Source organism: Candidatus Dorea massiliensis AP6, from assembly GCF_964245105.1.
Lineage (GTDB): Bacteria > Bacillota > Clostridia > Lachnospirales > Lachnospiraceae > Laedolimicola > Laedolimicola intestinihominis.
In genome coordinates, this window is sequence record NZ_CAXTKW010000006.1 from 171,758 (window position 1) to 191,938 (window position 20,181).

Here is a 20,181-nt window from a genome sequence, read left to right on the forward strand (position 1 = left end):
ATTATAGTAAATATAGGAAATAGGATTGTCAATGAATGTAGAAAAAATAACTGTAAAAACATCGAAAAAAGCTGGCATTTTATTTGCGTTCCGTGTATAATGTGAGGCCGTAGTATCTGTAATGTTCTGGATTTATAAGGAGTTTGAAAAATGAGTGAAGCGACAGCAGGAAAAATGCATGATATGACGGTGGGAAGTCCCGTAAAGCTGATTCTGCGTTTTATGGTGCCCATGTTCCTGGGCAATGTGTTCCAGCAGTTCTATAATGTGGCTGATTCCATCATTGCCGGCCAGTTCCTGGGCGTCCGGGCTCTGGCGGCCATTGGAAGTACGGGATCCTTGATGTTCTTTGTGACGGGCTGGCTGAACGGTCTAGCCAGCGGATTCGCGATTCTGGTGGCCCAGTGGTTCGGGGCGAAGGAATATGGGCGGATGCGTCATTATGTGGCTATGTCAGTATATCTGTCGCTGGGTTTCGCCGTTTTAATGACGGTAGGACTTGGCCTGGCCAATGTGCCGATTCTGCGCCTTATGAATTATTCCGATGAGATTATGCCGGATGTAAAGGCTTATATGGGAATTATTTACGCAGGCCTGATTGTAACGGCTGCATATAACGCCCTGGCAGCATTTCTGCGTGCGCTGGGCGATTCCAAATCACCGCTGTATTTCCTGATTATTTCCGCGATCATCAATGTGGGACTGGACGTGGCCTTTATCATTTATGGCGGTATGGGTGTAGAGGGCTGTGCCTACGCAACCGTCATTGCCCAGGGAATATCTGCGGTATTATGTTTCTTCTATATTGTAAAGCGCTATCCGATTCTGCATCTGAAGAAAGAAAACTTTGCTTTTTCGCTGCATGCCTGTGGAAGACTGCTGGCGCTGGGAATTCCCATGGCGCTGCAGTTCTCCATCACGGCCATTGGCACCATTATCGTGCAGGGAGCCGTCAATGTGTATGGCGAGACTTATATGGCAGGTTTTTCCGCAGGCGGAAAGCTTCAGAATATCATTGCCACGGTGTATGTGGCTTTTGGAGCGACTGTGGCCACCTACGTGGGTCAGAACTGGGGAGCCGGGAAGAAGGAACGCGTGCTGGAGGGCGTGCGCTGTACGCAGATTATGATTCTGCTTTACAGCGTCTTTGCCATGGCGCTGGTATTCTTCTTCAGCAAATATATGACATTGCTGTTTGTCAATGCTTCTAAGACAGAGGTAATTGATGTGGCAGTGCTGTATTTTCATATGGTATTCTGGTGCTATCCGTTTCTGGGCAGTATCTTCTTGTACCGCAATACCCTGCAGGGCCTGGGCTACGGCCTGGTTCCCATGCTGGGCGGCGTCTTTGAGCTCGTTGCCCGGGCGGGAATTGTGCTTCTGCTGGCTGGGAAAGCCAGTTTTGCAGGCGTGTGTCTGTCGGATCCGGCAGCCTGGATCTCGGCGCTGATTCCACTGGTGCCGTATTATTTTTATGTGACACGGAAGTGGAGAAGAGAAGGAAAAGAAAGGGCCTGACAAGCCCAAAAAGGAAACACAGGATGCAGGGAGCCTGCGGTGGAAAGCCGTGGACTCCCTGTTTTTATGCGAAAATAGAATCATCTATAAAATCAAAAATTCTCATATAATATCAAAATACCTCAACAAACCCTTGACAATATCTCAAAATAGTGTTAAAGTTGCATCATGGAAGGAGGGAGAACAGGATGAAATATCTCATTATATCTCATGGACATTTCGCGGACGGACTGAAAGAGTCCATCGAGATGATCGCAGGACCCAGCGAGAATCTGAGCTCGCTGTGCTTACTGGGAGATATGGCACCGGATTCTTTTTATGATGAGATTCTGGAGTATGTAAAAGACGGCGGGCAGACATTCGTGTTTGTGGATCTGCTTGGCGGAACACCTTTTAACACGCTGATTCGAATTATAAAAGAATATGAAAATGTCTCTTTCGTAACAGGTGCGAATCTGGCAATGTGTTTGGGCGTGATTACAGACGATTCCGTGATTACACTGGAAGAGGCTGTGGCATTAGCGAAAGAGTACGGAGCAAAGAGTATGGTTTCCAAGGATGATTTGATTCCGAAGAATGCGTAAGGGGAGTTAGAAGGAGAAGATATGGCAATAAAATTTATCAGAATTGACGACCGTCTGATTCACGGTCAGATCGTAACTGCATGGATAAAATCCTATCAGGCCAAGAAGGTTATCATCGTAGACGACCTAGTAGCCCAGGATGAATTCCTGATCAATGTGATGGAGATGGTAAAGCCCAGCGGCATTACCCTGGATGTGATTTCCACCGAGAACCTGGCAGAGAGAATAGCCGGATATGAGAGCGAGGCAGCAAACTCCATTATCCTGGTGAAGGCACCGGAGAGCGCGAAGAAGTGCTTCGACGCAGGCCTTCCCTTAAAGGAGCTGAATGTGGGCGGAATGGGCGCGAAAGCAGGCAGAAAGCAGATCTACAGAAACGTATCTGCCAGCGACAGCGAGATTCAGACCATGATGGAAATGAAAGCAGCAGGAATCGATGTGTACCTTCAGGCCACACCGAATGATAAAAAGATAGAAGTGAAAGGATAGGGAGAAATATGGGAATCGGACAAGCAATATTAGTTGGATTATGTGCCTAGATGTGTTCATCAGGAATTGAGTTTACATGTTGGTCTATTCAGTTGTGTTCCCCGATTATCTGGGGACCGATTGTAGGAGCTATTTTAGGCAACCCGGCGCTGGGCCTGGCTATCGGCTGCGCAACACAGGTTGTATACATGGGTACTGTCATGGTAGGCGGTGTAGCTGCAGTTGATTATGCCATGGCCGGCGTTGTAGCGACAGCGCTTGCAGTATCCAGTGGGGCGTCACCGGAGATGGGAGTTACCATTGCGGTTGCGTTCGGTACCTTTGGAATGTTTGCGGAGACAGCAAAGATGACCTTATGCTCCGTATTCGTACACAGAGCGGACAAGTACGCGGCAGAGGGCAATACAAAGGGAATTTTCCTATGTAACGTAATTTATCCGCAGGCGATTAACTTCATACTGTATTTCCTGACAACCGTTATCATCTGCTTATATGGAAGCAAGGGACTGACCGCATTCTTCGACGCAATGCCTGAGATCATCGTCCATGGTCTAGAGAGTATCGGCATGATTCTACCGGCACTGGGAATTGCAATGCTTTTGAAGGTTATTTTCAAGCTGAAATATTTACCGTATCTGATTTTTGGATTTATTTTATCTTCCTACATGGGACTGGGCATGATTCCGGTATCCCTGGCAGGAATTGGAATGGCGATTATTTACTGGTTCAATTATGATAAGTCAAACGAGGATGCAGGAGAGTAAATTATGGGTGAAGTAGTAGAAAATAAGAAGAAATTAACAAAAAAAGATTTGAATAAATGCTGGTGGATCTGGGAACTCACCAGTGAGATGTGTCTGAGCTATGAGCGACTGATGTCCTTAGGCTTCTGCCATGCGATGGTTCCGATTATGAAGAGACTGTATGGCGATGATAAAGAAGAACTGTCCAAGGGACTGACCCGTCATATGTCCTTCTTCAATACAGAGAACCAGTTCGGAGCTTTGATTCCGGGTATGGTAGCCTCCATCGAGGAGGAGAGAGCAAACGGCGCTCCTTACAGCGACGATATGATTGATTCCCTGAAGGTAGGTCTGATGGGACCGCTGGCGGGTATCGGCGACACTGTAACACAGGGTCTGGTAAAGACTATTCTGCTGGCTATCTGCGTAGACATGGGCCTGAAGGGCAATATCATTGCTCCGCTTATCTTCTTCGTACTGTATACCGCGTACATTCTGGGTATGGGACGTTTTATGTTCAATACCGGCTACCGTCTGGGAAGAAACGCATTTTCTTCTGTGAAGGACAGCAACCTGATCCGAAAGCTGACCGACTGCATGAGCGTACTTGGTATGACCGTTGCGGGCTGTATGATCAGCAACTATGTGGGAATTGAGACAGGCCTTGCGTTCACCTTTGGTGAGACCCAGGTCATCCTGCAGGATATTTTAAATGAGATTATGCCGGGTCTGCTCAGTGTGGCAGGTGTATTCATTCTGTACGGCCTGACCAAGAAAAATGTATCTGTAATTAAAATTATTATCGGAATTGCAATCGTCGGCATCCTCGGAGCTGTCATTGGTATATTCTAAGTTGGGGGATTATTATGGCAAATACAAATTGGATTAAAGAGACATTTAAGACGGACAAAGCAGTGATTGGTCTGGTACATATGCAGCCGCTGCCGGGAGATCCGGAATATGATGAGGTTGGCGGTATGGAAAAGGTCATCCGCATGGCCAAGGAAGACGTCATCGCGCTGCAGAACGGCGGAGCGGACGGACTGTTATTTACAAATGAGTTTTCCCTTCCCTACTTGAATAAGGTAGAGCCGGAAACTGTAGCAGCCATGGCTTACGTCATGGGCGCGCTGAAGGACGTCATCAAGCTTCCTTACGGAAATGACTGCATTTCCGATGAGAAGGCAACCATCGCGCTGTCAAGCGCCACAGGCGCATGCTTCACCAGAGGCGTGTTCCATGGCTCCTGGTTCACCAACGGAGGCATCGCCCAGGGTGAGGCCGGAACAGCAAGAAGGCTGTGCAAGGCTTTAAGCATTCCGGATTTCAAGCTGGTATATTATCTGATGCCAGAGTCCGGCGCGGATCTGGGCGGAAGAGACGCAGTTACATTGCTTAAATCCACCTATTTCCTGGACAAGCCGGACGCTATCGCCATCGCGGGCGTAGTGGCAGGCCAGAAGCCGCGGGTAGAGGACATCAAGTTCTGCCGTGAGAAATATCCGGACGCAGTGATTTTCGCGGCCACCGGCGTAAACTACGACAATGTAGACCAGTACCTCCCCTATGTGGACGCCATGTTTATCGGCACCAGCTTCAAGAAGGACGGCGTATTCCGCAACCAGATTGATGAGGAGCGCGTAAAACATTTCATGGAGAAGATTAAGAAGATTAGATGATGTTAAATACTGTGATATTTGATATGGATGGAGTGCTGCTGGACAGCGAAGCGATCTATCTGGAATCATTGAGACAGTGCCTGCTCAGCGTGACGGGAAGAAATCTCCCGATACCTGAGCTTGCACAGGTCATCGGCATGAGCATGACAGACATTACCGAAAAACTGATTCGGGATTACAACATTCAGATGTCGGTCGATGCGTTAATTGATTTGCAGAATGAGTATTTTGACCGGGTAATGGCAGAGACGGAGCTCAAGGAGATTGACGGATTGACAGATTTCCTGCGATATCTGAAGAAAAAAGGCTATAAAATTGGCCTCGCGTCCTCATCAGAGCTTGAATGGATAAAGGAAGTACTGTATAATTTAGGTGTGACGGAATATTTTGACTTGCTTGTGAGCGGTGAGGCATTTGAACATTCCAAACCGGATCCCGAAATCTATGACTATACGGTGTCCCATATGGAGTCTGAAAAGTGTGAAACCATTGTAATTGAAGATTCCAGAAATGGTGTTATGGCTGCCAGGAACGCCGGACTGAAGGTTGTAGCCTTTAAGGGCGCAAGTATCAAACAGGAGACCGATGGCGCAGATTATACCATACATTCATATCGGGAGATGAAAACATTATTTAACGAAATAGGAGAATAGGCTCATTATGAAATATCAGAGACACATCGATATGCTTCAGTACATCATAAATAAAGGAAATGTATCCATTGAAGAATTGTTGTCTCATTTCCATGTGTCCAAGGCGACCTTGAACCGGGATATTAACGAACTGGTGAAATCTGGAAATGTATCAAAGGTTCACGGAGGCGTGGTCAGTACCGTCAACTCCGGGGAATTCGAGCAGGTCATCGAGGATAAAGAGCGTCTCAATATTTCGTTCAAAACAAAGATTGCGGAAACAGCTTATTCCATGCTGGAGGACAATGATACCATTATCATTGACTCGGGAAGTACCATGTACTATTTCGCGAAGCTTCTGGCTGAGGATCGGAAGCTTAAGAACCTGACCGTGGCAACTAACGATTTGAAGGTTGCCTATACCCTGTGCGGGAACAGTGAGATTTCTCTGGTGGTCAGCGGTGGAATCAAGCACCGGGATGCCTATGATTTGTACGGAGGTGTGTCAGATATCATCGAGACGCTGAATGTAAAGAAGTACTTTATGGGAGCCAGTGCTTTTGATATCGAAGCAGGCGTCACACATACGAATTACGAGGACGTCCTTTTGAAGAAGAAGTACATGTCCTACGCGTCCGAATGCATCCTGTGTGCCGATAGCACCAAGGAATCCCAGGTAAAGCGCTTCAAGCTATGCGAACCGGAAGCACTCTCCACCCTGATTACGGATTCGGGACTGAGCGAAAAAAAGATCATGGAATATCGGGAAAAGGGAATTAAAGTGATTCTGTGCGATTAAAGAATCGGGCAGCCAGAGAGAAAAAAGTCTGGCTGCCTGATTTTGTTTTGTGTATAATAGGGATAGAAAAGGAGGCCGTTATGCTCAGTATATTTTTAGGAGATATGGACGGGGCGATTTATCATCCGCCCACATATTTTGACAACCGATATGAGGATGAATGGATTACGGAGCCACTGTCGGTGGCGATGATAAAGGATGTCGATAAGTCAGAGGTAGTAAGCGCCCGCCTGATAGACAGTCCGGTGTTGGGGCCGATTTCTACCAAGGAGCTTTCCGGAGGCGTGAAGACGCTGATGCTGATGGCGTTTGACGAAAACGGAAAGGTGTTTAATGCATCGGCGTGCGGAGATAATTGCGCAAAATGGATATTGAAAATCGGACAGGAAAAGGATTTGACCATCAATCTCAGACATATTATGGATTTTGGACAGGAACCCTTTGAGGCTCGGATCCTGAATACAGATACGATAGTGCATAATATGTCGGAATTTGTCTATATTGCAGGCAGCTATGTATAGGGGATAGGCGATGAAGGGAAAGCATAAGGTAATTGTACAAAATAACAGATTACATTATGAATTTGAGATAAAGCGAAATATTACAATTATTCAGGGAGACAGCGCCACAGGGAAAACCACATTGATAGAAATGCTGCGGCAGGCCTACGAATTCGGGCCGTCCAGTGGCGTAGACGTGGTGTGTGACGTTCCATGCCGTCCATTGGAGGGGCGCGACTGGAAAGTGATTTTGGATGGACTCAGTGGTTATATTATTTTTATAGATGAAGAGAATTGTTTTATCAATACAGAGGAATTCGCGGCAGCAGTCAAAGGTTCCGATAATTATTACGTTCTGATTACCAGAGAGAATCTGTATAATCTGCCCTACAGTGTAGAAGAGATATATGGCCTGCATGCTTCCGGAAAGTATCAGAACAGCAGAAAAGTATATCAGGAAATGTATCGGATATATTCAGAGGTGGAGAAATTTCCGGTAAAGCCTGAGAAACTGGTTACAGAGGACTCAAATGCGGGGTATGAGTTTTTTAAGGCGTTAAGTACGGAGAAAAACCTGGAATGTGTGAGTGCAGGAGGAAAGTCAAATCTGTTTGAGACGATAAAGAGTGAGAATGAAAAAGAAACCTGCGTCATTGCAGATGGGGCTGCGATTGGCCCGGAGATGAATGCGCTATATAAATGGACACGTAATCACAGAAATATAAAGCTATATCTCCCGGAGTCCTTTGAGTGGCTGATTTTAAAATCCGGTTTAATCAGCAGAAAACAGATAGAAAGAATCCTTGACGCGCCGGAAGAATACGCAGATAGTTGTGAATATTTTAGCTGGGAACGGTATTTTACGAAGCTTTTGATAGAAAGCACCGAGAATAGTTATCTGCAATACCGAAAGAATCGTTTGAATCCGGTGTATCTTCATGAGAAGAACAGAGAGGTTGTGCTGCGGGCGGCGGAGGGGATTGAATTTTAATACAAAGAGTAAGAGGAGTTCATGATGAATGTGTCATGAACTCCTCTTCGCAATTAATTCACTTTCACTTCCCCGGCCAGAATCTTCTTATAATCCTCGTAATTCTTCTCGAGCAGCTCCGGTGTGTTCAGTTCGTAGGGACATTTGGACATGCACTGGTTGCAGTGGAGGCAGTCCTCAATCTTTTTCATGTTTTCCTGCCAGTACTCGTTGAGCCAGGCGGAGGAGGGCGCGCGGCGGACCATCAGGGACATGCGGGCGCAGTTGGTGATGAGAATGCCGGCGGGACAGGGCATGCAATAGCCGCAGCCGCGGCAGAATTCCCCGTTCAGCTCCGCTTTTTCCTTCTCGATAAAGGCAGTGAGCTCCGCGTTCAGGGCGGGCGGCTCGTCCATGTAGGAAAGCCACTCTTCCAGCTCGGTCATTTTTTGAATGCCCCAGATGGGAAGCACATTGTCGAACTGGGACATGAAGGCAAAGGCAGCCCTGGAATTGTTGATGAGACCTCCGGCCAGGCCCTTCATGGCGATGAAGCCCATGTTATGCTCCTTACAAAGGTGAACCAGATCCAACTCCTTTTTAGAGGAAATGTAGCTTAAGGGGTACTGTAAGGTCTCATAAAGCCCGGATTCGATGCATTCCTTCGCCACGCCAAGCTTATGGGCGGTGACGCCGATATGACGAATCTTGCCCTGCTCTTTGGCTTCCAGCATACACTCGTACATGCCGGTACCGTCGCCGGGACGGTAGCACTGGTCGACGCAGTGAAACTGGTAGATGTCCAGATAGTCGGTTTTCAGGAGTTTTAAAGAGGTGTCAAGCTGCTCCCGGAAGGCTTCCGGGGTGCGGCCCATAGTCTTGCTGGCGATGTAGATGCGGTCGCGTATGCCCTCGAAGGCGTTGCCCAGCTTTTCCTCGCTGTCGCTGTAGGCTCGGGCTGTATCGAAGAAGCGCATGCCGCCCTCATAGGCGCGGCGCAGAATCGCCACAGCCGTGTCCATGTCCACACGCTGTACCGGAAGCGCGCCGAAGGCGTTCTGGGGAACGGTGATGCCGGTAGTGCCCAGTGTAATCATTTTCATAGTCGGTTCTCCCTTATCTTAATAAAAAATATCAGTAAGCTGGCTTTATTTTAATACGTTTCCGGGCGGGATTCAAGCTTTGGCGAATAACAGTAGAAGATTCGCGGAAAATGATTTATACTGAGAAATATATTGGAAAATGAGGTGAAAATACGATGATAAAAAATTATAAAATAGTAAGCGGCGTAATTTTACTGAGCCTGGCACTGGCGGGCATGACCGCCTGCGGCAGCAAAAAAGCGGAGGAACCGGTGGCAGCGGAGACGGAGACCGGGGAACCGGCGGAGGAAGAGACCGTTGCAGAGGAGCCGGTAGAAGAGTCAGTAGAAGACGAAGACCTTGCAGAGCCCGTTCCCATGTATGCCGGCAGCCGCGTCAATGTGCGGAGCGAAGCCAGCACGGAATCCGATATCGTGGCGGTGTTGAATCGCCGGGAAGAGATTCAGAAAATCGGCGAAGAGGGAGAATGGACGAAGATTCTTCTGGACGGGGAAACCTGCTATGTGGCCAGCGCTTATCTGGTGACCGAGGACGCGCTGCCCTCCGGCTATCTGGTGGCCATCGACGCAGGACATCAGGCCCACGGCAATTCCGGGCAGGAGCCTATCGGACCGGGAGCCGGTAAGACGAAGGCGAAGGTGGCCTCCGGAACCTCGGGATCGGCCAGCGGCCTGGCAGAGTATCAGCTGACCCTGCAGGTGGCTTTGAAGCTGGAAGAGGAGCTGACAAACCGCGGTTATCAGGTTCTGATGATCCGCACGGAAAATGATGTAAATATCAGTAACAGCGAGCGGGCACAGATGGCCAATGAGGCGGGCGCGGATGCTTTTGTGCGCATCCATGCGAACGGTTCCACCGACTCGTCGGTCCACGGGGCCATGACCATCTGCCAGACGGCTTCCAATCCCTACAACGGCGGACTGGCGGCACAGAGTAAAAAACTGTCAGGCGATATTCTGGACGCCCTGTGCGCTTCCACCGGATGTAAGAGGGAGCGTGTCTGGGAGACGGACACCATGAGCGGAATCAACTGGTGTCAGGTTCCGGTCACCATCGTGGAGATGGGTTACATGACCAATCCGACAGAGGATCTGAATATGGCTTCCGATGATTACCAGTGGAAGATTGTCCGGGGTATCGCGAACGGCCTGGACACATATTTTGCAGAATAGGAAATGAGGACAGTATGGTAAAAATAGATTTAATCACAGGCTTCTTAGGCTCGGGCAAGACCACCTTCATCCGCCAGTACGCCCAGTGGCTTATCGGGAAGGGCTGTCATATCGGCATACTGGAAAATGATTTCGGCGCGGTGAACGTGGACATGATGCTGCTTCAGGATCTGGAGGGCGACAACTGCGAGCTGGAAATGGTCTCGGGCGGCTGTGATAAAGACTGCCACAGACGCCGGTTCAAGACCAAGCTTATCGCCATGGGCATGAGCGGCTATGACCGGGTGCTGGTGGAGCCCTCGGGTATCTACGATGTGGATGAATTCTTTGACGCTCTCCATGAGGAGCCTCTGGATCGCTGGTACGAGATAGGAAATGTATTTGCTATCGTGGACGCGAAGCTGCCGCAGGAACTGTCGGATGCGGCTGATTATCTGCTGGCTGCCGAGGCGGCGGACGCTGGAGCCGTGTTGCTGAGCCGGGTCCAGGAGGCCAGTGCGGCGGAGATGGATGCGACCGTGGCGCACCTAAACCGGGCGCTTAAAAAGGTCGGATGCAGTAGGCAGTTAGATAATGAGATAATACGTAGCAACTGGTTCGAATTTACGGATGAAGATTTCGAACGGCTGCTGCGCGCGGGCTATCGGATGTCTGATTACTGCAAGGCGCCGCAGCAGGAGGATGTCTTTGATTCCTTCTTTTTTATGCATGTGAAAATGACCGAAGAGGAGCTTTTAGGGGCTGTACACGCCGCGTTTGAGGATCCGGCCTGCGGATACATTTTCCGGATGAAAGGCTTTCTGCCGGTAGAGGATGGCTGGCTGGAGCTTAACGCCACTCGCCGGGAGACACTGTTAAAGCCCATTTCCAGGGGGCAGGAAATTCTGATTGTCATCGGTGAAGGACTGTCGAAAGAGGCGCTTCAAAAATATTTTCAGGATTCGGAAAATGATTAATAAGTGGGACAATAGTTTCATAGGATGCTAATAGAAGCAAGGAAACCTGAAGGAGGAAAACTATGGCAAAGTATGTAATGGCATTGGACGCAGGAACCACCAGCAACCGGTGTATCCTGTTCAACGAAAGGGGAGAAATGTGCAGCGTGGCACAGCGGGAATTCAAGCAGTATTTCCCGAAGCCCGGCTGGGTGGAGCATGACGCGGACGAAATCTGGGCAAGCATGCTGGGCGTAGCCGTGGAGGCCATGAGCCGCATCGGAGCAACGGCGGCGGACATCGCGGCCATCGGCATTACCAATCAGAGAGAGACGTCCATTGTCTGGGATAAGAAGACGGGAGATCCTATCTACCACGCGATCGTGTGGCAATGCCGTCGGACCAGCGAGTATTGCGACTCCCTGAAGGAGAAAGGACTGACTGAGAAATTCCGGAAGAAGACGGGGCTGGTTATTGATGCCTACTTTTCCGGAACCAAGGTAAAATGGATTCTCGACCATGTGGATGGAGCCAGAGAGCGGGCCGAAAAGGGCGAACTGCTTTTCGGAACCGTGGAGACCTGGCTTATCTGGAAACTGACCAAAGGCGCGGTACATGTGACAGACTATTCCAACGCATCCCGAACCATGCTGTTCAACATTAACACCCTGCAGTGGGACGATGAGATTCTGGCAGAGCTTGGTATCCCCAGATGTATGCTGCCCGAGGCGAAACCGTCGAGCTGTGTGTACGGTCAGACGGATCCATCCTTCCTGGGCGGTTCGATTCCCATTGCGGGCGCGGCGGGCGACCAGCAGGCGGCTCTGTTCGGACAGACCTGCTTTGAACCGGGCGAGGCCAAGAATACATACGGAACCGGCTGCTTCATGCTGATGAATACAGGAGAGAAACCGGTATTTTCCGACAACGGGCTGGTGACCACCATCGCCTGGGGCCTGGACGGCAAAGTAAATTACGCCCTGGAGGGATCCATCTTCGTGGCAGGCGCGGCCATTCAGTGGCTGCGGGATGAGCTTCGTATCATCGATTCCGCACCGGATTCCGAGTATATGGCGAAAAAGGTGCCGGATACCAACGGCTGCTATGTGGTGCCTGCGTTTACTGGGTTAGGCGCACCGTACTGGGATCAGTACGCCCGGGGCACCATCGTGGGCATCACCCGCGGCGTAAATAAGTACCACATCATCCGTGCAACCCTGGAATCCCTGGCTTACCAGGTCAATGACGTGCTGGTGGCTATGGAGGCGGATTCCGGCATTAAGCTGTCTGCGCTGAAAGTGGACGGCGGCGCCAGCGCCAATGATTTCCTGATGCAGACTCAGTCGGATATTATTGGCGCTCCGGTGAACCGTCCAAGCTGCGTGGAGACTACGGCCATGGGTGCGGCATATCTGGCCGGTCTGGCGGTAGGCTACTGGGCAAATAAGGAAGAGGTACGGAAGAACTGGGCCATCAACGCGATTTTTGAGCCGCAGATCGGCGCGGAAGAGCGGGAGAAGAAGATTAAGGGCTGGAAAAAGGCTGTGAAATACGCTTACGGCTGGGCAAAAGAGGATTAGACAGACTGAAAAGTTTATGGTTTACATAAGGTGAACGACTGCGAAAGCGAAGGGCGTGAACAAATCAATGAAACTGATATGGCGCTTCGCAGGGCGGAGCGCCCATGAAAGAGAGGGTATCTTATGCTGCCATATATCGCAGAATTCCTCGGCACCATGCTGCTCATCCTTCTGGGCGACGGCGTGGTAGCCAATGTGACACTCAATAAATCCGGTATGAAGGGCGCGGGAAGCGTCCAGATTACCTTTGCCTGGGGCCTGGCGGTCATGATTCCGGCCTGTATCTTCGGGGCAGCCTCGGGCGCGTCCTTCAACCCGGCCCTGACCCTGGCGCTGGCCATCGACGGCAGCTTCGCCTGGTCTATGGTACCCGGCTACATCATCGCCCAGTTTGCGGGAGCCTTCGTAGGCGCGTGTCTGGTCTACCTGCTGTTCAAGGGCCAGTTTGACGCTACCGACGACGCAGCCGCCAAGCGGGGCGTATTCTGTACCGCGCCGTCTATCCGGAACCGTGGTCTGAATATCTTAAGCGAAGCCATCGGCACCTTCGTGCTGGTCTTTGCCATCAAGGGCATGGGAAATGTGCCCGGACTGACGGATGGCCTTGGTAAATTCATCGTCTTCGGTATCATTGTTTCCATCGGTATGTCCCTGGGAGGCCTGACCGGATATGCTATCAATCCGGCACGGGATCTGGGGCCGAGACTGGCCCATGCAGTGCTGCCCATTCGAGAAAAGGGAAGCTCCGACTGGGACTACGGCATTGTGCCGCTGGTGGGGCCGATTCTCGGTGCGATTGCGGCGGTGGCGTTGTATGCGGCAATTCCATGGTAAGCGGAAAATGATAGAATTACGTTGGCGGGTAAAGAGATTATAAGAAAACAAAATTGGGATAAAAGAAGAGAACCTGACAGGAAGAACGCATGAGGGTGCGGGAGCTTGTCGGGTTCCTTTTTGCTCTATTGGAGATATCTGTATGTGCGAAAATACGCGCAAAATAGAAAGGAGTATCTATGTACGATGTAATCATAATAGGCGCGGGCGTCTCCGGCGCGGCCTCCGCCCGGGAGCTGTCCCGCTGCGCGGCCCGCGTCTGCGTCCTAGAAAAGGAGGAGGATGTCTGCTGCGGCACCTCCAAGGCCAACAGCGCCATCGTCCACGCCGGCTACGACGCCGCGCCCGGCAGTCTGATGGCGAAGCTCAACGTGCGCGGCAATGCACTGATGGGCGATCTGGCAAAAGATCTGGATATCCCGTTCCGGCGCATCGGTTCCCTGGTGGTCTGTCTCTCCGAGGAAGACATGCCGGGCCTTCAGGCACTCTACGACCGGGGACAGGCGAACGGCGTCCCGGATCTTCGTATCATTTACCACGACGAACTGCTGCAGATGGAGCCTAACCTGTCGGAGGAGACCTATGCGGCTCTCTATGCGCCCACGGCGGGCATCGTCTGTCCCTTCGGCCTGAACATCGCCCTGGCGGAAAATGCGGCCATGAACGGTGTGGAGTTTCATTTTGACACGGAAGTACAAAGCCTGGAACGGAGGCAGGGCGGCGGCTGGATTCTGCATACCAGCCAGGGCTCCTATGAGACCCGTCTGGTGGTCAATGCAGCAGGTGTCTATGCGGATAGTTTACATAACATGATAAGCTCCGGGAAGATCCACATCACGCCGCGCCGCGGTGATTACTGTCTCCTGGACAAAACTACCGGGTCCCATGTAAACCATACCATTTTCCCCTTGCCTGGCAAATATGGAAAAGGTATCCTGGTGTCCCCTACGATCCACGGCAATCTGCTGTTAGGCCCTACTGCCATTGATGTGGCGGATCCGGAGGCCACGAACACCACTGCAGACGGCCTCGCTCAGGTGCTGGAAAACGCGGGCCGCTACGTAAAGGAGATTCCTTATAAAAATGTTATCACCTCCTTCGCGGGTCTGCGCGCCCACGAGGACGGCCATGAATTCATCATCGGTGAAGTCCCGGGTGCAGAGAACTTCATTGACTGCGCCGGCATCGAATCGCCCGGTCTCACCAGCAGCCCGGCCATCGGTGAAATGGTGGCGGAGATCGTGCGGGCAAAGCTGGAGTTGTCCGAGAAAGAACACTTTATTTCCCAGAGAAAGGGCATTATGAATCCGACGCAGCTTCCCGACGGGGAACGGCAGGAATGGATTCGTCGGCATCCGGCATATGGACATATCGTCTGCCGCTGCGAACACATTTCCGAAGGGGAAATTCTGGACGCGATTCACCGGCCTCTGGGCGCGCGATCCCTGGACGGAGTTAAGCGCAGAGTCAGGGCGGGCATGGGCCGCTGCCAGGGCGGCTTCTGTTCACCGCGGGTCATGGAGCTTCTGTCCCGGGAATTGGACATCCCGCTGGAGCAGATCACCAAGCGGGGCGGCGCGTCCACGCTGCTCTGTGGTCAGAATAAGGACAGCTTATAGGAAGGGAGGATTTATCATGCAGACTTATGATATCGTTATCGTTGGCGGCGGCCCGGCGGGGTTGGCGGCGGCTCTGGCAGCCCGGGAAAATGGCGTAGCAGATATCCTGATTCTGGAACGGGAAGATCGGCTTGGCGGCATTCTGAACCAGTGCATCCACAACGGTTTTGGCCTTCACACCTTCCAGGAGGAACTGACCGGACCGGAGTACGCGGCCCGCTATATCGAAAAAGTCGAGGAACTTCAGATTCCTTATAAGCTGCAAACCATGGTGCTGAATATTATGCCGGACAAAAGGGTCGCGGCCATGAACCGGGAGGATGGACTTTTCGAGGTTCAGGCAAAAGCGGTGATTTTGGCCATGGGCTGCCGGGAGCGCCCCCGGGGCGCTCTGAATATTCCGGGCTTTCGCCCCGCTGGAATTTACACAGCAGGAACCGCCCAACGCCTGGTAAATATAGAAGGTTTTCTGCCCGGCCGGAAAATCGTGATCCTGGGATCCGGCGACATCGGCCTCATCATGGCCCGCCGCCTGACCTTGGAGGGAGCCAGGGTGCAGGCTGTGGTTGAGATTCTCCCGAAATCCGGCGGCCTGCAGCGGAACATCGTCCAGTGTCTGGAGGATTTCGATATTCCGCTATTGCTGCGTCATACGGTGGTGGATATCAAAGGCAGGGAGCGGGTCAGCGGCGTGACCGTGTCCGCCGTGGACGAACAGGGCAAGCCCATTCCGGGCACCGGTCAGGAATACGACTGTGACACTCTGCTTCTCTCTGTGGGCCTGATCCCGGAAAATGAGCTGACCCGGGAACTGGGCGCGAGAATGGATCCGGCTACCCACGGTCCGGTGGTCAACGAGAAGCTGGAGACTACCATCCCCGGCGTCTTCGCCTGCGGCAATGTGCTGCATGTCCACGGTCTGGTGGATTCCGTATCCGAAGAAGCGGCGGAGGCCGGGAAAAACGCGGCGGTTTCTATAAAACAGACAGAGGAGCGGCGACTGACCTGTATTATTTGCCCGAAAGGATGTTCCTTACGCGTCCGCCTGGAAGCTGGCCGGGTGACGCTGGTGGAGGGCAACCACTGTAAGCGGGGCGCGCAGTACGCCGAAAAAGAGGTGACGAACCCCACCCGCACCGTGACGACGATCATTCCGGTTCGGGGCGGCCGTGAGAAAATGCTGTCGGTGAAGACGCGGACCGACATCCCGAAAGCGAAGGTGCAGGCCTGTATGCGGGCTCTGAAGAACGTGACCGCGGAGGCCCCGGTGCAGATCGGTAACGTGATTCTGGCGGACGTGGCCGAGACAGGTGTAGACATTATTGCCACAAAAGAAATTTCAGAAATTTAAGACAACTCCACCGGGAAAGTATGGTTATCAAAATTTAAAGAAAATGCATGATAAAAAATTGACAATCTCGCGGGCGAAAGGTATAATCGGGATATGGCAGGAAGGCGGAAGCCTTTGAAGGTTTGGACGGGTAACATGCAATGCGACAGCGAAAACAAGGAGGAAAAGAGGTATGCAGAATTTTGATGTCATTGTTGTTGGTGGCGGTCCGGCCGGGTATAACAGCGCTGAGTACGCAGCTCACCATGGAAAGAAGGTGCTGCTGGTGGAAAAGAAGAGCCTGGGAGGAACCTGTCTGAATGTGGGATGTATCCCGACAAAAACCTTTCTTTACGCGGGGAAAATGTACCATTACGCATCGGGGGCCGGAGAAGCGTACGGTGTAACGGCGGAGGGTCCGGTTCACGTGGATCAGGCCGCAGTAGTGGAAAAAAAAGACGAGGTTGTGAAAATGCTGGTGCAGGGCGTAGGCAGTGCCCTTCGCCGCAGCAAGGTAAAAGTAGTAAACGGAACAGCGAAGCTTGGCAGATTGGATGGAAAACCTGCGGTGTTCGTAGGAGAAGAGACCTATACAGCGGAGAACTTGATTCTGGCTACCGGTTCGACTCCTGCAGTACCGCCTATCGAAGGTGTGAAAGAAGGTATGGCGGACGGAACGGTCATGACCAGCGACGAGATCCTGGATATGAAGGAGATCCCGAAGAAGCTTCTGGTCGTGGGAGGCGGAGTCATTGGTTTTGAGATGGCGGCTTATTTTCAGGAGGTTGGAGCAAAAGTAACCGTGATCGAGATGCTGGATAAGGTCCTGGGCGGCAATGATCGGGAGGTCAGTGGGCTGCTTCAGAAGGAGCTGGAGAAAAAGGGTGTGACCTTCCAGCTCTCCTCCGGAGTGAAAAAGCTGGCAGGCGGAGTCGTGACTTATGAAAAGGACGGAAGGCTTCAGCTGGCAGCTTATGATAAGGCTCTGATGTGCGTGGGCCGTCGTGCCAACAGCCGGATCGAGGGCCTGGAGGAGTTGGGCGTACAGACCGAGCGGGGAGCCATCGTGACAGATGAGCATATGCAGACCAACGTGCCGCATGTCTATGCTATCGGCGATGTGAACGGCAAGGTCATGCTGGCCCATGTGGGCTACCGGGAAGGCGAAGTGGCTGTGAACCATATCCTGGGCGAGGACGACGCCATGAGCTACGATGCGATCAGCGGCGTGGTTTACACCAGTCCGGAGGCGGCCTTTGTAGGTTTGTCCGAGGAGCAGGCGAAGGCGTCAGGCCGGAATTATGAGGTGAAAAAGGTATCCATCAATTTCAGCGGACGCCATGTGGCGGAGAACGGCTTAAGCAACGGTATCTGCAAGCTGATTGTGGATAAGAACAAAGAAACGCTTATCGGGGCGGCGCTGATGTCATCCTACGCGTCGGAGTATATCTATGCGCTGGCGCTGATGATTGACCTGCAGCTTCCGCTGAGACAGGTTCGACGGACGATTTTCCCGCATCCCACGGTGTGTGAGATTATCAGGGAAGCACTTATGAATTAAAGATACGGCGGAATGAATGATGGGAACGAAAATGACAGCCTGGCACACGGGAAATGCGGGCGTAGTAATACAGGTTCTTAATGTAGAAGAAAAGGGCTGCGCGGCCATCGGCTTCGACGTGTTTGCAAGGCAGCCCGGCGGGCTTTACCCTGACACGCCGGAGACGATTCGGCAGGAGCTTCTGCGGGATATCCGGGAAAAGAAGCTGGGAACGCTGGTATTTACCCATGAGCACGCGGATCATTTCTGCCCGGAGGACGTGGCGGAGGCCCTGAAAATGAATCCGGATCTCCGCATCATTTCCACGGAGGAGACCATTCGGCGGATCCGGGCGCTGGAGCCGGAGGCGGGACGGCTGACGGCTGTGGCCGCGTCCGAGCAGAAATACCGGGTCATGACCTTGCCGGGTATGCGCCTGACCCTGTTCAACAGCATTCACATGGGCGACCGGTTTGCGGATATCCAGAATCTGGTCTGCCTTCTGGAGGCTGGAGGAAAGCATCTGATGCTGCCGGGGGACGCCAGGCCTGAAAAGTTTCTATATGAAAGGACAGCGGTCTGGTCGAAGAAGATCGACTGGCTGATTGGCCCATTTCCACTGATGGGTCTGCCCTCCTCCAGGCGGCTGATAACCCGGTATCTGGAACTGGGAGATGTGCTGGCGATTCATCTACCCCGTCCCGATAAGGATACGGAGAGCTGGCGAAAAAACGCGCAGCACATCTGCGAGACGGCGGGTGACGGGCTGCCGGTACCGGTGTTCGGTGACGGTACCGGAAAGCGCTATGAACTCTGAAAAAATACCCAAAAATGCCCCGAAAATCCAATGTTTTTTTACGGAAAAACCCCTTGACACAGGGGGTTTTTCTTATTATACTAATCTAGTGTGTGCGAAAAGCGTATAGTATTTTTGCGCGCCTGAAACAGTCGAATTACCGACACAGCAGCCTGACAGGGCCGGCAACATTGCCTGCCACTCATCACAGGAGGTGAAAGGAATGCCAACATTCAACCAGTTAGTTAGAAAAGGACGTCAGACAACTGTAAAGAAGTCTACAGCGCCCGCCCTTCAGAAAGGATTCAACTCTCTGAAGAAGAAAGCAACTGATACATCCGCACCGCAGAAGCGTGGCGTTTGTACCGCAGTAAAGACCGCTACCCCGAAGAAACCGAACTCTGCTCTTCGTAAGATCGCCAGAGTACGTCTTTCCAACGGTATCGAGGTAACAAGCTATATCCCCGGAGAAGGACACAACCTTCAGGAGCATAGTGTTGTTATGATCCGTGGCGGTAGAGTAAAGGACCTGCCCGGTACCAGATATCACATCATCCGTGGTACCCTGGATACAGCAGGAGTTGCAAAGAGAAGACAGGCACGTTCCAAGTACGGTGCCAAGAGACCGAAAGACGCAAAGAAGTAATTTAAAGGTCGTTTGGTTTTGTAACAACGGTGTATCACAAACAGAACTATTCGTTGGATAGACAATTGTCTATATTGCCGGAATGAAATATCGTCCCTTAGGCTGCGGGTCGTATATAGATTTGCCGTGCACGACACAAGTAGAAAGACACATGTGAGTACCTGAGAATTAAGAGTGAATCTTACTGAATTCCAGATTCAGTAAGCATGTATTAAGGAGGGAAGTATTGTGGCACGTAAAGGACATACTCAGAAAAGAGATGTATTAGCGGATCCGCTGTACAACAACAAGGTAGTCACCAAGCTTATCAACAACATCATGCTGGATGGTAAGAAGGGCGTGGCTCAGAAAATTGTTTACGGAGCATTCGAGAGAGTAGAGGCTAAGACAGAAAAGCCGGCTCTGGAAGTATTCGAGGAGGCAATGAACAACATCATGCCGCTTCTCGAGGTAAAGGCAAGACGTGTCGGCGGAGCGACCTACCAGGTTCCGATCGAGGTTCGCGCTGATCGTCGTCAGGCTCTGGCTCTGCGCTGGATGACCATGTTCTCCCGTAAGCGCGGTGAGAAGACCATGGAAGAACGTCTGGCAAATGAGATTATGGATGCAGCCAACAACACAGGCGCATCTGTAAAGAGAAAAGAGGACATGCACAAGATGGCAGAGGCAAACAAGGCGTTTGCTCACTATCGTTTCTAATTATTTGAGGAGG

At 51.7% G+C, this 20,181-nt stretch carries 21 protein-coding genes; 20 read left to right on the forward strand and 1 reads right to left on the reverse strand.

Features of this window, described 5'->3' with window-relative positions:
- Positions 1–150: 150 nt before the first annotated feature.
- The 10 genes from ACESZP_RS08220 to ACESZP_RS08265 all read left to right on the forward strand — a co-directional run bounded on the left by ACESZP_RS08220 (position 151) and on the right by ACESZP_RS08265 (position 7,935).
- Positions 151–1,518: an MATE family efflux transporter gene (locus ACESZP_RS08220; protein ID WP_499708728.1), complete on the forward strand. Its 1,368-nt coding sequence runs from the start codon at positions 151–153 to the stop codon at positions 1,516–1,518.
- Positions 1,519–1,706: 188 nt separating this feature from the next.
- A complete protein-coding gene (locus ACESZP_RS08225; protein ID WP_499708729.1) occupies positions 1,707–2,102 on the forward strand; it encodes a PTS sugar transporter subunit IIA in 396 nt (131 codons plus the stop codon).
- 21 nt (positions 2,103–2,123) lie between these two features.
- Positions 2,124–2,591: a PTS sugar transporter subunit IIB gene (locus ACESZP_RS08230; RefSeq protein ID WP_499708730.1), complete on the forward strand. Its 468-nt coding sequence runs from the start codon at positions 2,124–2,126 to the stop codon at positions 2,589–2,591.
- A 50-nt stretch (positions 2,592–2,641) separates the two neighbouring features.
- The gene (locus ACESZP_RS08235; protein ID WP_499708731.1) at positions 2,642–3,355 is read left to right on the forward strand and encodes a PTS mannose/fructose/sorbose/N-acetylgalactosamine transporter subunit IIC; all 714 of its coding nucleotides are present in this window, start codon (positions 2,642–2,644) and stop codon (positions 3,353–3,355) included.
- Between the two features lie 3 nt (positions 3,356–3,358).
- Positions 3,359–4,186 (forward strand): PTS system mannose/fructose/sorbose family transporter subunit IID, encoded by an 828-nt coding sequence (locus tag ACESZP_RS08240; protein WP_499708732.1) that lies wholly within the window; start codon positions 3,359–3,361, stop codon positions 4,184–4,186.
- Between the two features lie 14 nt (positions 4,187–4,200).
- Positions 4,201–5,013, forward strand: a complete 813-nt coding sequence (locus ACESZP_RS08245) for a BtpA/SgcQ family protein (RefSeq protein WP_499708733.1) — start codon at positions 4,201–4,203, stop codon at positions 5,011–5,013.
- Positions 5,010–5,666 carry an HAD family hydrolase gene (locus ACESZP_RS08250; protein WP_499708734.1) on the forward strand — a complete coding sequence of 219 codons (657 nt, stop codon included), beginning with the start codon at positions 5,010–5,012 and terminating at the stop codon, positions 5,664–5,666. The genes ACESZP_RS08245 and ACESZP_RS08250 overlap by 4 nt, the downstream gene beginning before the upstream one ends.
- 7 nt (positions 5,667–5,673) lie before the next feature.
- Positions 5,674–6,444, forward strand: a complete 771-nt coding sequence (locus ACESZP_RS08255; protein ID WP_499708735.1) for a DeoR/GlpR family DNA-binding transcription regulator — start codon at positions 5,674–5,676, stop codon at positions 6,442–6,444.
- An 80-nt stretch (positions 6,445–6,524) separates the two neighbouring features.
- Positions 6,525–6,965, forward strand: coding sequence for a DUF4869 domain-containing protein (locus tag ACESZP_RS08260; RefSeq protein WP_499708736.1), 441 nt, complete (start codon positions 6,525–6,527; stop codon positions 6,963–6,965).
- 10 nt (positions 6,966–6,975) lie between these two features.
- Positions 6,976–7,935, forward strand: coding sequence for a translation initiation factor 2 (locus ACESZP_RS08265; RefSeq protein ID WP_499708737.1), 960 nt, complete (start codon positions 6,976–6,978; stop codon positions 7,933–7,935).
- 53 nt (positions 7,936–7,988) lie between these two features.
- Here ACESZP_RS08265 and ACESZP_RS08270 read toward each other — a convergent pair whose 3' ends face one another.
- On the reverse strand, positions 7,989–9,017 hold the full coding sequence (locus ACESZP_RS08270) for an aldo/keto reductase (RefSeq protein WP_499708738.1): 1,029 nt from the start codon (positions 9,015–9,017) through the stop codon (positions 7,989–7,991).
- Between the two features lie 155 nt (positions 9,018–9,172).
- Between ACESZP_RS08270 and ACESZP_RS08275 the strand changes: the two genes are divergently transcribed.
- The 10 genes from ACESZP_RS08275 to rpsG all read left to right on the forward strand — a co-directional run bounded on the left by ACESZP_RS08275 (position 9,173) and on the right by rpsG (position 20,168).
- Complete coding sequence (locus ACESZP_RS08275) at positions 9,173–10,189, forward strand: N-acetylmuramoyl-L-alanine amidase (protein WP_499708739.1); 1,017 nt, start codon at positions 9,173–9,175, stop codon at positions 10,187–10,189.
- Positions 10,190–10,203: 14 nt separating this feature from the next.
- Positions 10,204–11,145 (forward strand): GTP-binding protein, encoded by a 942-nt coding sequence (locus ACESZP_RS08280; RefSeq protein ID WP_499708740.1) that lies wholly within the window; start codon positions 10,204–10,206, stop codon positions 11,143–11,145.
- Between the two features lie 62 nt (positions 11,146–11,207).
- Complete coding sequence (glpK, locus tag ACESZP_RS08285; protein WP_178038310.1) at positions 11,208–12,704, forward strand: glycerol kinase GlpK; 1,497 nt, start codon at positions 11,208–11,210, stop codon at positions 12,702–12,704.
- Between the two features lie 123 nt (positions 12,705–12,827).
- Entirely contained in the window at positions 12,828–13,538 is a 711-nt protein-coding gene (locus ACESZP_RS08290) for an MIP family channel protein (protein WP_178038309.1), read from the forward strand.
- Positions 13,539–13,717: 179 nt separating this feature from the next.
- Complete coding sequence (locus tag ACESZP_RS08295; RefSeq protein ID WP_499708741.1) at positions 13,718–15,157, forward strand: NAD(P)/FAD-dependent oxidoreductase; 1,440 nt, start codon at positions 13,718–13,720, stop codon at positions 15,155–15,157.
- 16 nt (positions 15,158–15,173) lie between these two features.
- Complete coding sequence (locus ACESZP_RS08300) at positions 15,174–16,508, forward strand: FAD-dependent oxidoreductase (RefSeq protein WP_499708742.1); 1,335 nt, start codon at positions 15,174–15,176, stop codon at positions 16,506–16,508.
- Between the two features lie 172 nt (positions 16,509–16,680).
- A complete protein-coding gene (gene lpdA / locus ACESZP_RS08305; RefSeq protein WP_499708743.1) occupies positions 16,681–18,048 on the forward strand; it encodes a dihydrolipoyl dehydrogenase in 1,368 nt (455 codons plus the stop codon).
- A gap of 16 nt (positions 18,049–18,064) precedes the next feature.
- On the forward strand, positions 18,065–18,844 hold the full coding sequence (locus ACESZP_RS08310; RefSeq protein ID WP_499708744.1) for an MBL fold metallo-hydrolase: 780 nt from the start codon (positions 18,065–18,067) through the stop codon (positions 18,842–18,844).
- A 202-nt stretch (positions 18,845–19,046) separates the two neighbouring features.
- A complete protein-coding gene (rpsL, locus tag ACESZP_RS08315; RefSeq protein WP_158363525.1) occupies positions 19,047–19,469 on the forward strand; it encodes a 30S ribosomal protein S12 in 423 nt (140 codons plus the stop codon).
- A 228-nt stretch (positions 19,470–19,697) separates the two neighbouring features.
- Entirely contained in the window at positions 19,698–20,168 is a 471-nt protein-coding gene (rpsG, locus tag ACESZP_RS08320; protein WP_178038305.1) for a 30S ribosomal protein S7, read from the forward strand.
- The last annotated feature ends 13 nt before the right edge of the window (positions 20,169–20,181 follow it).

Coding starts and splice junctions, on each gene's coding strand:
- ACESZP_RS08220 (WP_499708728.1), top strand. CDS start 151: ATGAGTGAAGCGACAGCAGGAAAAATGCATGATATGACGGTGGGAAGT.
- ACESZP_RS08265 (WP_499708737.1), top strand. CDS start 6,976: ATGAAGGGAAAGCATAAGGTAATTGTACAAAATAACAGATTACATTAT.
- rpsL (WP_158363525.1), top strand. CDS start 19,047: ATGCCAACATTCAACCAGTTAGTTAGAAAAGGACGTCAGACAACTGTA.
- ACESZP_RS08300 (WP_499708742.1), top strand. CDS start 15,174: ATGCAGACTTATGATATCGTTATCGTTGGCGGCGGCCCGGCGGGGTTG.
- ACESZP_RS08255 (WP_499708735.1), top strand. CDS start 5,674: ATGAAATATCAGAGACACATCGATATGCTTCAGTACATCATAAATAAA.
- ACESZP_RS08290 (WP_178038309.1), top strand. CDS start 12,828: ATGCTGCCATATATCGCAGAATTCCTCGGCACCATGCTGCTCATCCTT.
- ACESZP_RS08275 (WP_499708739.1), top strand. CDS start 9,173: ATGATAAAAAATTATAAAATAGTAAGCGGCGTAATTTTACTGAGCCTG.
- ACESZP_RS08310 (WP_499708744.1), top strand. CDS start 18,065: ATGATGGGAACGAAAATGACAGCCTGGCACACGGGAAATGCGGGCGTA.
- ACESZP_RS08270 (WP_499708738.1), bottom strand. CDS start 9,017: ATGAAAATGATTACACTGGGCACTACCGGCATCACCGTTCCCCAGAAC.
- ACESZP_RS08230 (WP_499708730.1), top strand. CDS start 2,124: ATGGCAATAAAATTTATCAGAATTGACGACCGTCTGATTCACGGTCAG.
- ACESZP_RS08225 (WP_499708729.1), top strand. CDS start 1,707: ATGAAATATCTCATTATATCTCATGGACATTTCGCGGACGGACTGAAA.
- ACESZP_RS08250 (WP_499708734.1), top strand. CDS start 5,010: ATGATGTTAAATACTGTGATATTTGATATGGATGGAGTGCTGCTGGAC.
- lpdA (WP_499708743.1), top strand. CDS start 16,681: ATGCAGAATTTTGATGTCATTGTTGTTGGTGGCGGTCCGGCCGGGTAT.
- glpK (WP_178038310.1), top strand. CDS start 11,208: ATGGCAAAGTATGTAATGGCATTGGACGCAGGAACCACCAGCAACCGG.
- ACESZP_RS08245 (WP_499708733.1), top strand. CDS start 4,201: ATGGCAAATACAAATTGGATTAAAGAGACATTTAAGACGGACAAAGCA.
- ACESZP_RS08235 (WP_499708731.1), top strand. CDS start 2,642: ATGTGTTCATCAGGAATTGAGTTTACATGTTGGTCTATTCAGTTGTGT.
- ACESZP_RS08295 (WP_499708741.1), top strand. CDS start 13,718: ATGTACGATGTAATCATAATAGGCGCGGGCGTCTCCGGCGCGGCCTCC.
- ACESZP_RS08280 (WP_499708740.1), top strand. CDS start 10,204: ATGGTAAAAATAGATTTAATCACAGGCTTCTTAGGCTCGGGCAAGACC.
- ACESZP_RS08240 (WP_499708732.1), top strand. CDS start 3,359: ATGGGTGAAGTAGTAGAAAATAAGAAGAAATTAACAAAAAAAGATTTG.
- ACESZP_RS08260 (WP_499708736.1), top strand. CDS start 6,525: ATGCTCAGTATATTTTTAGGAGATATGGACGGGGCGATTTATCATCCG.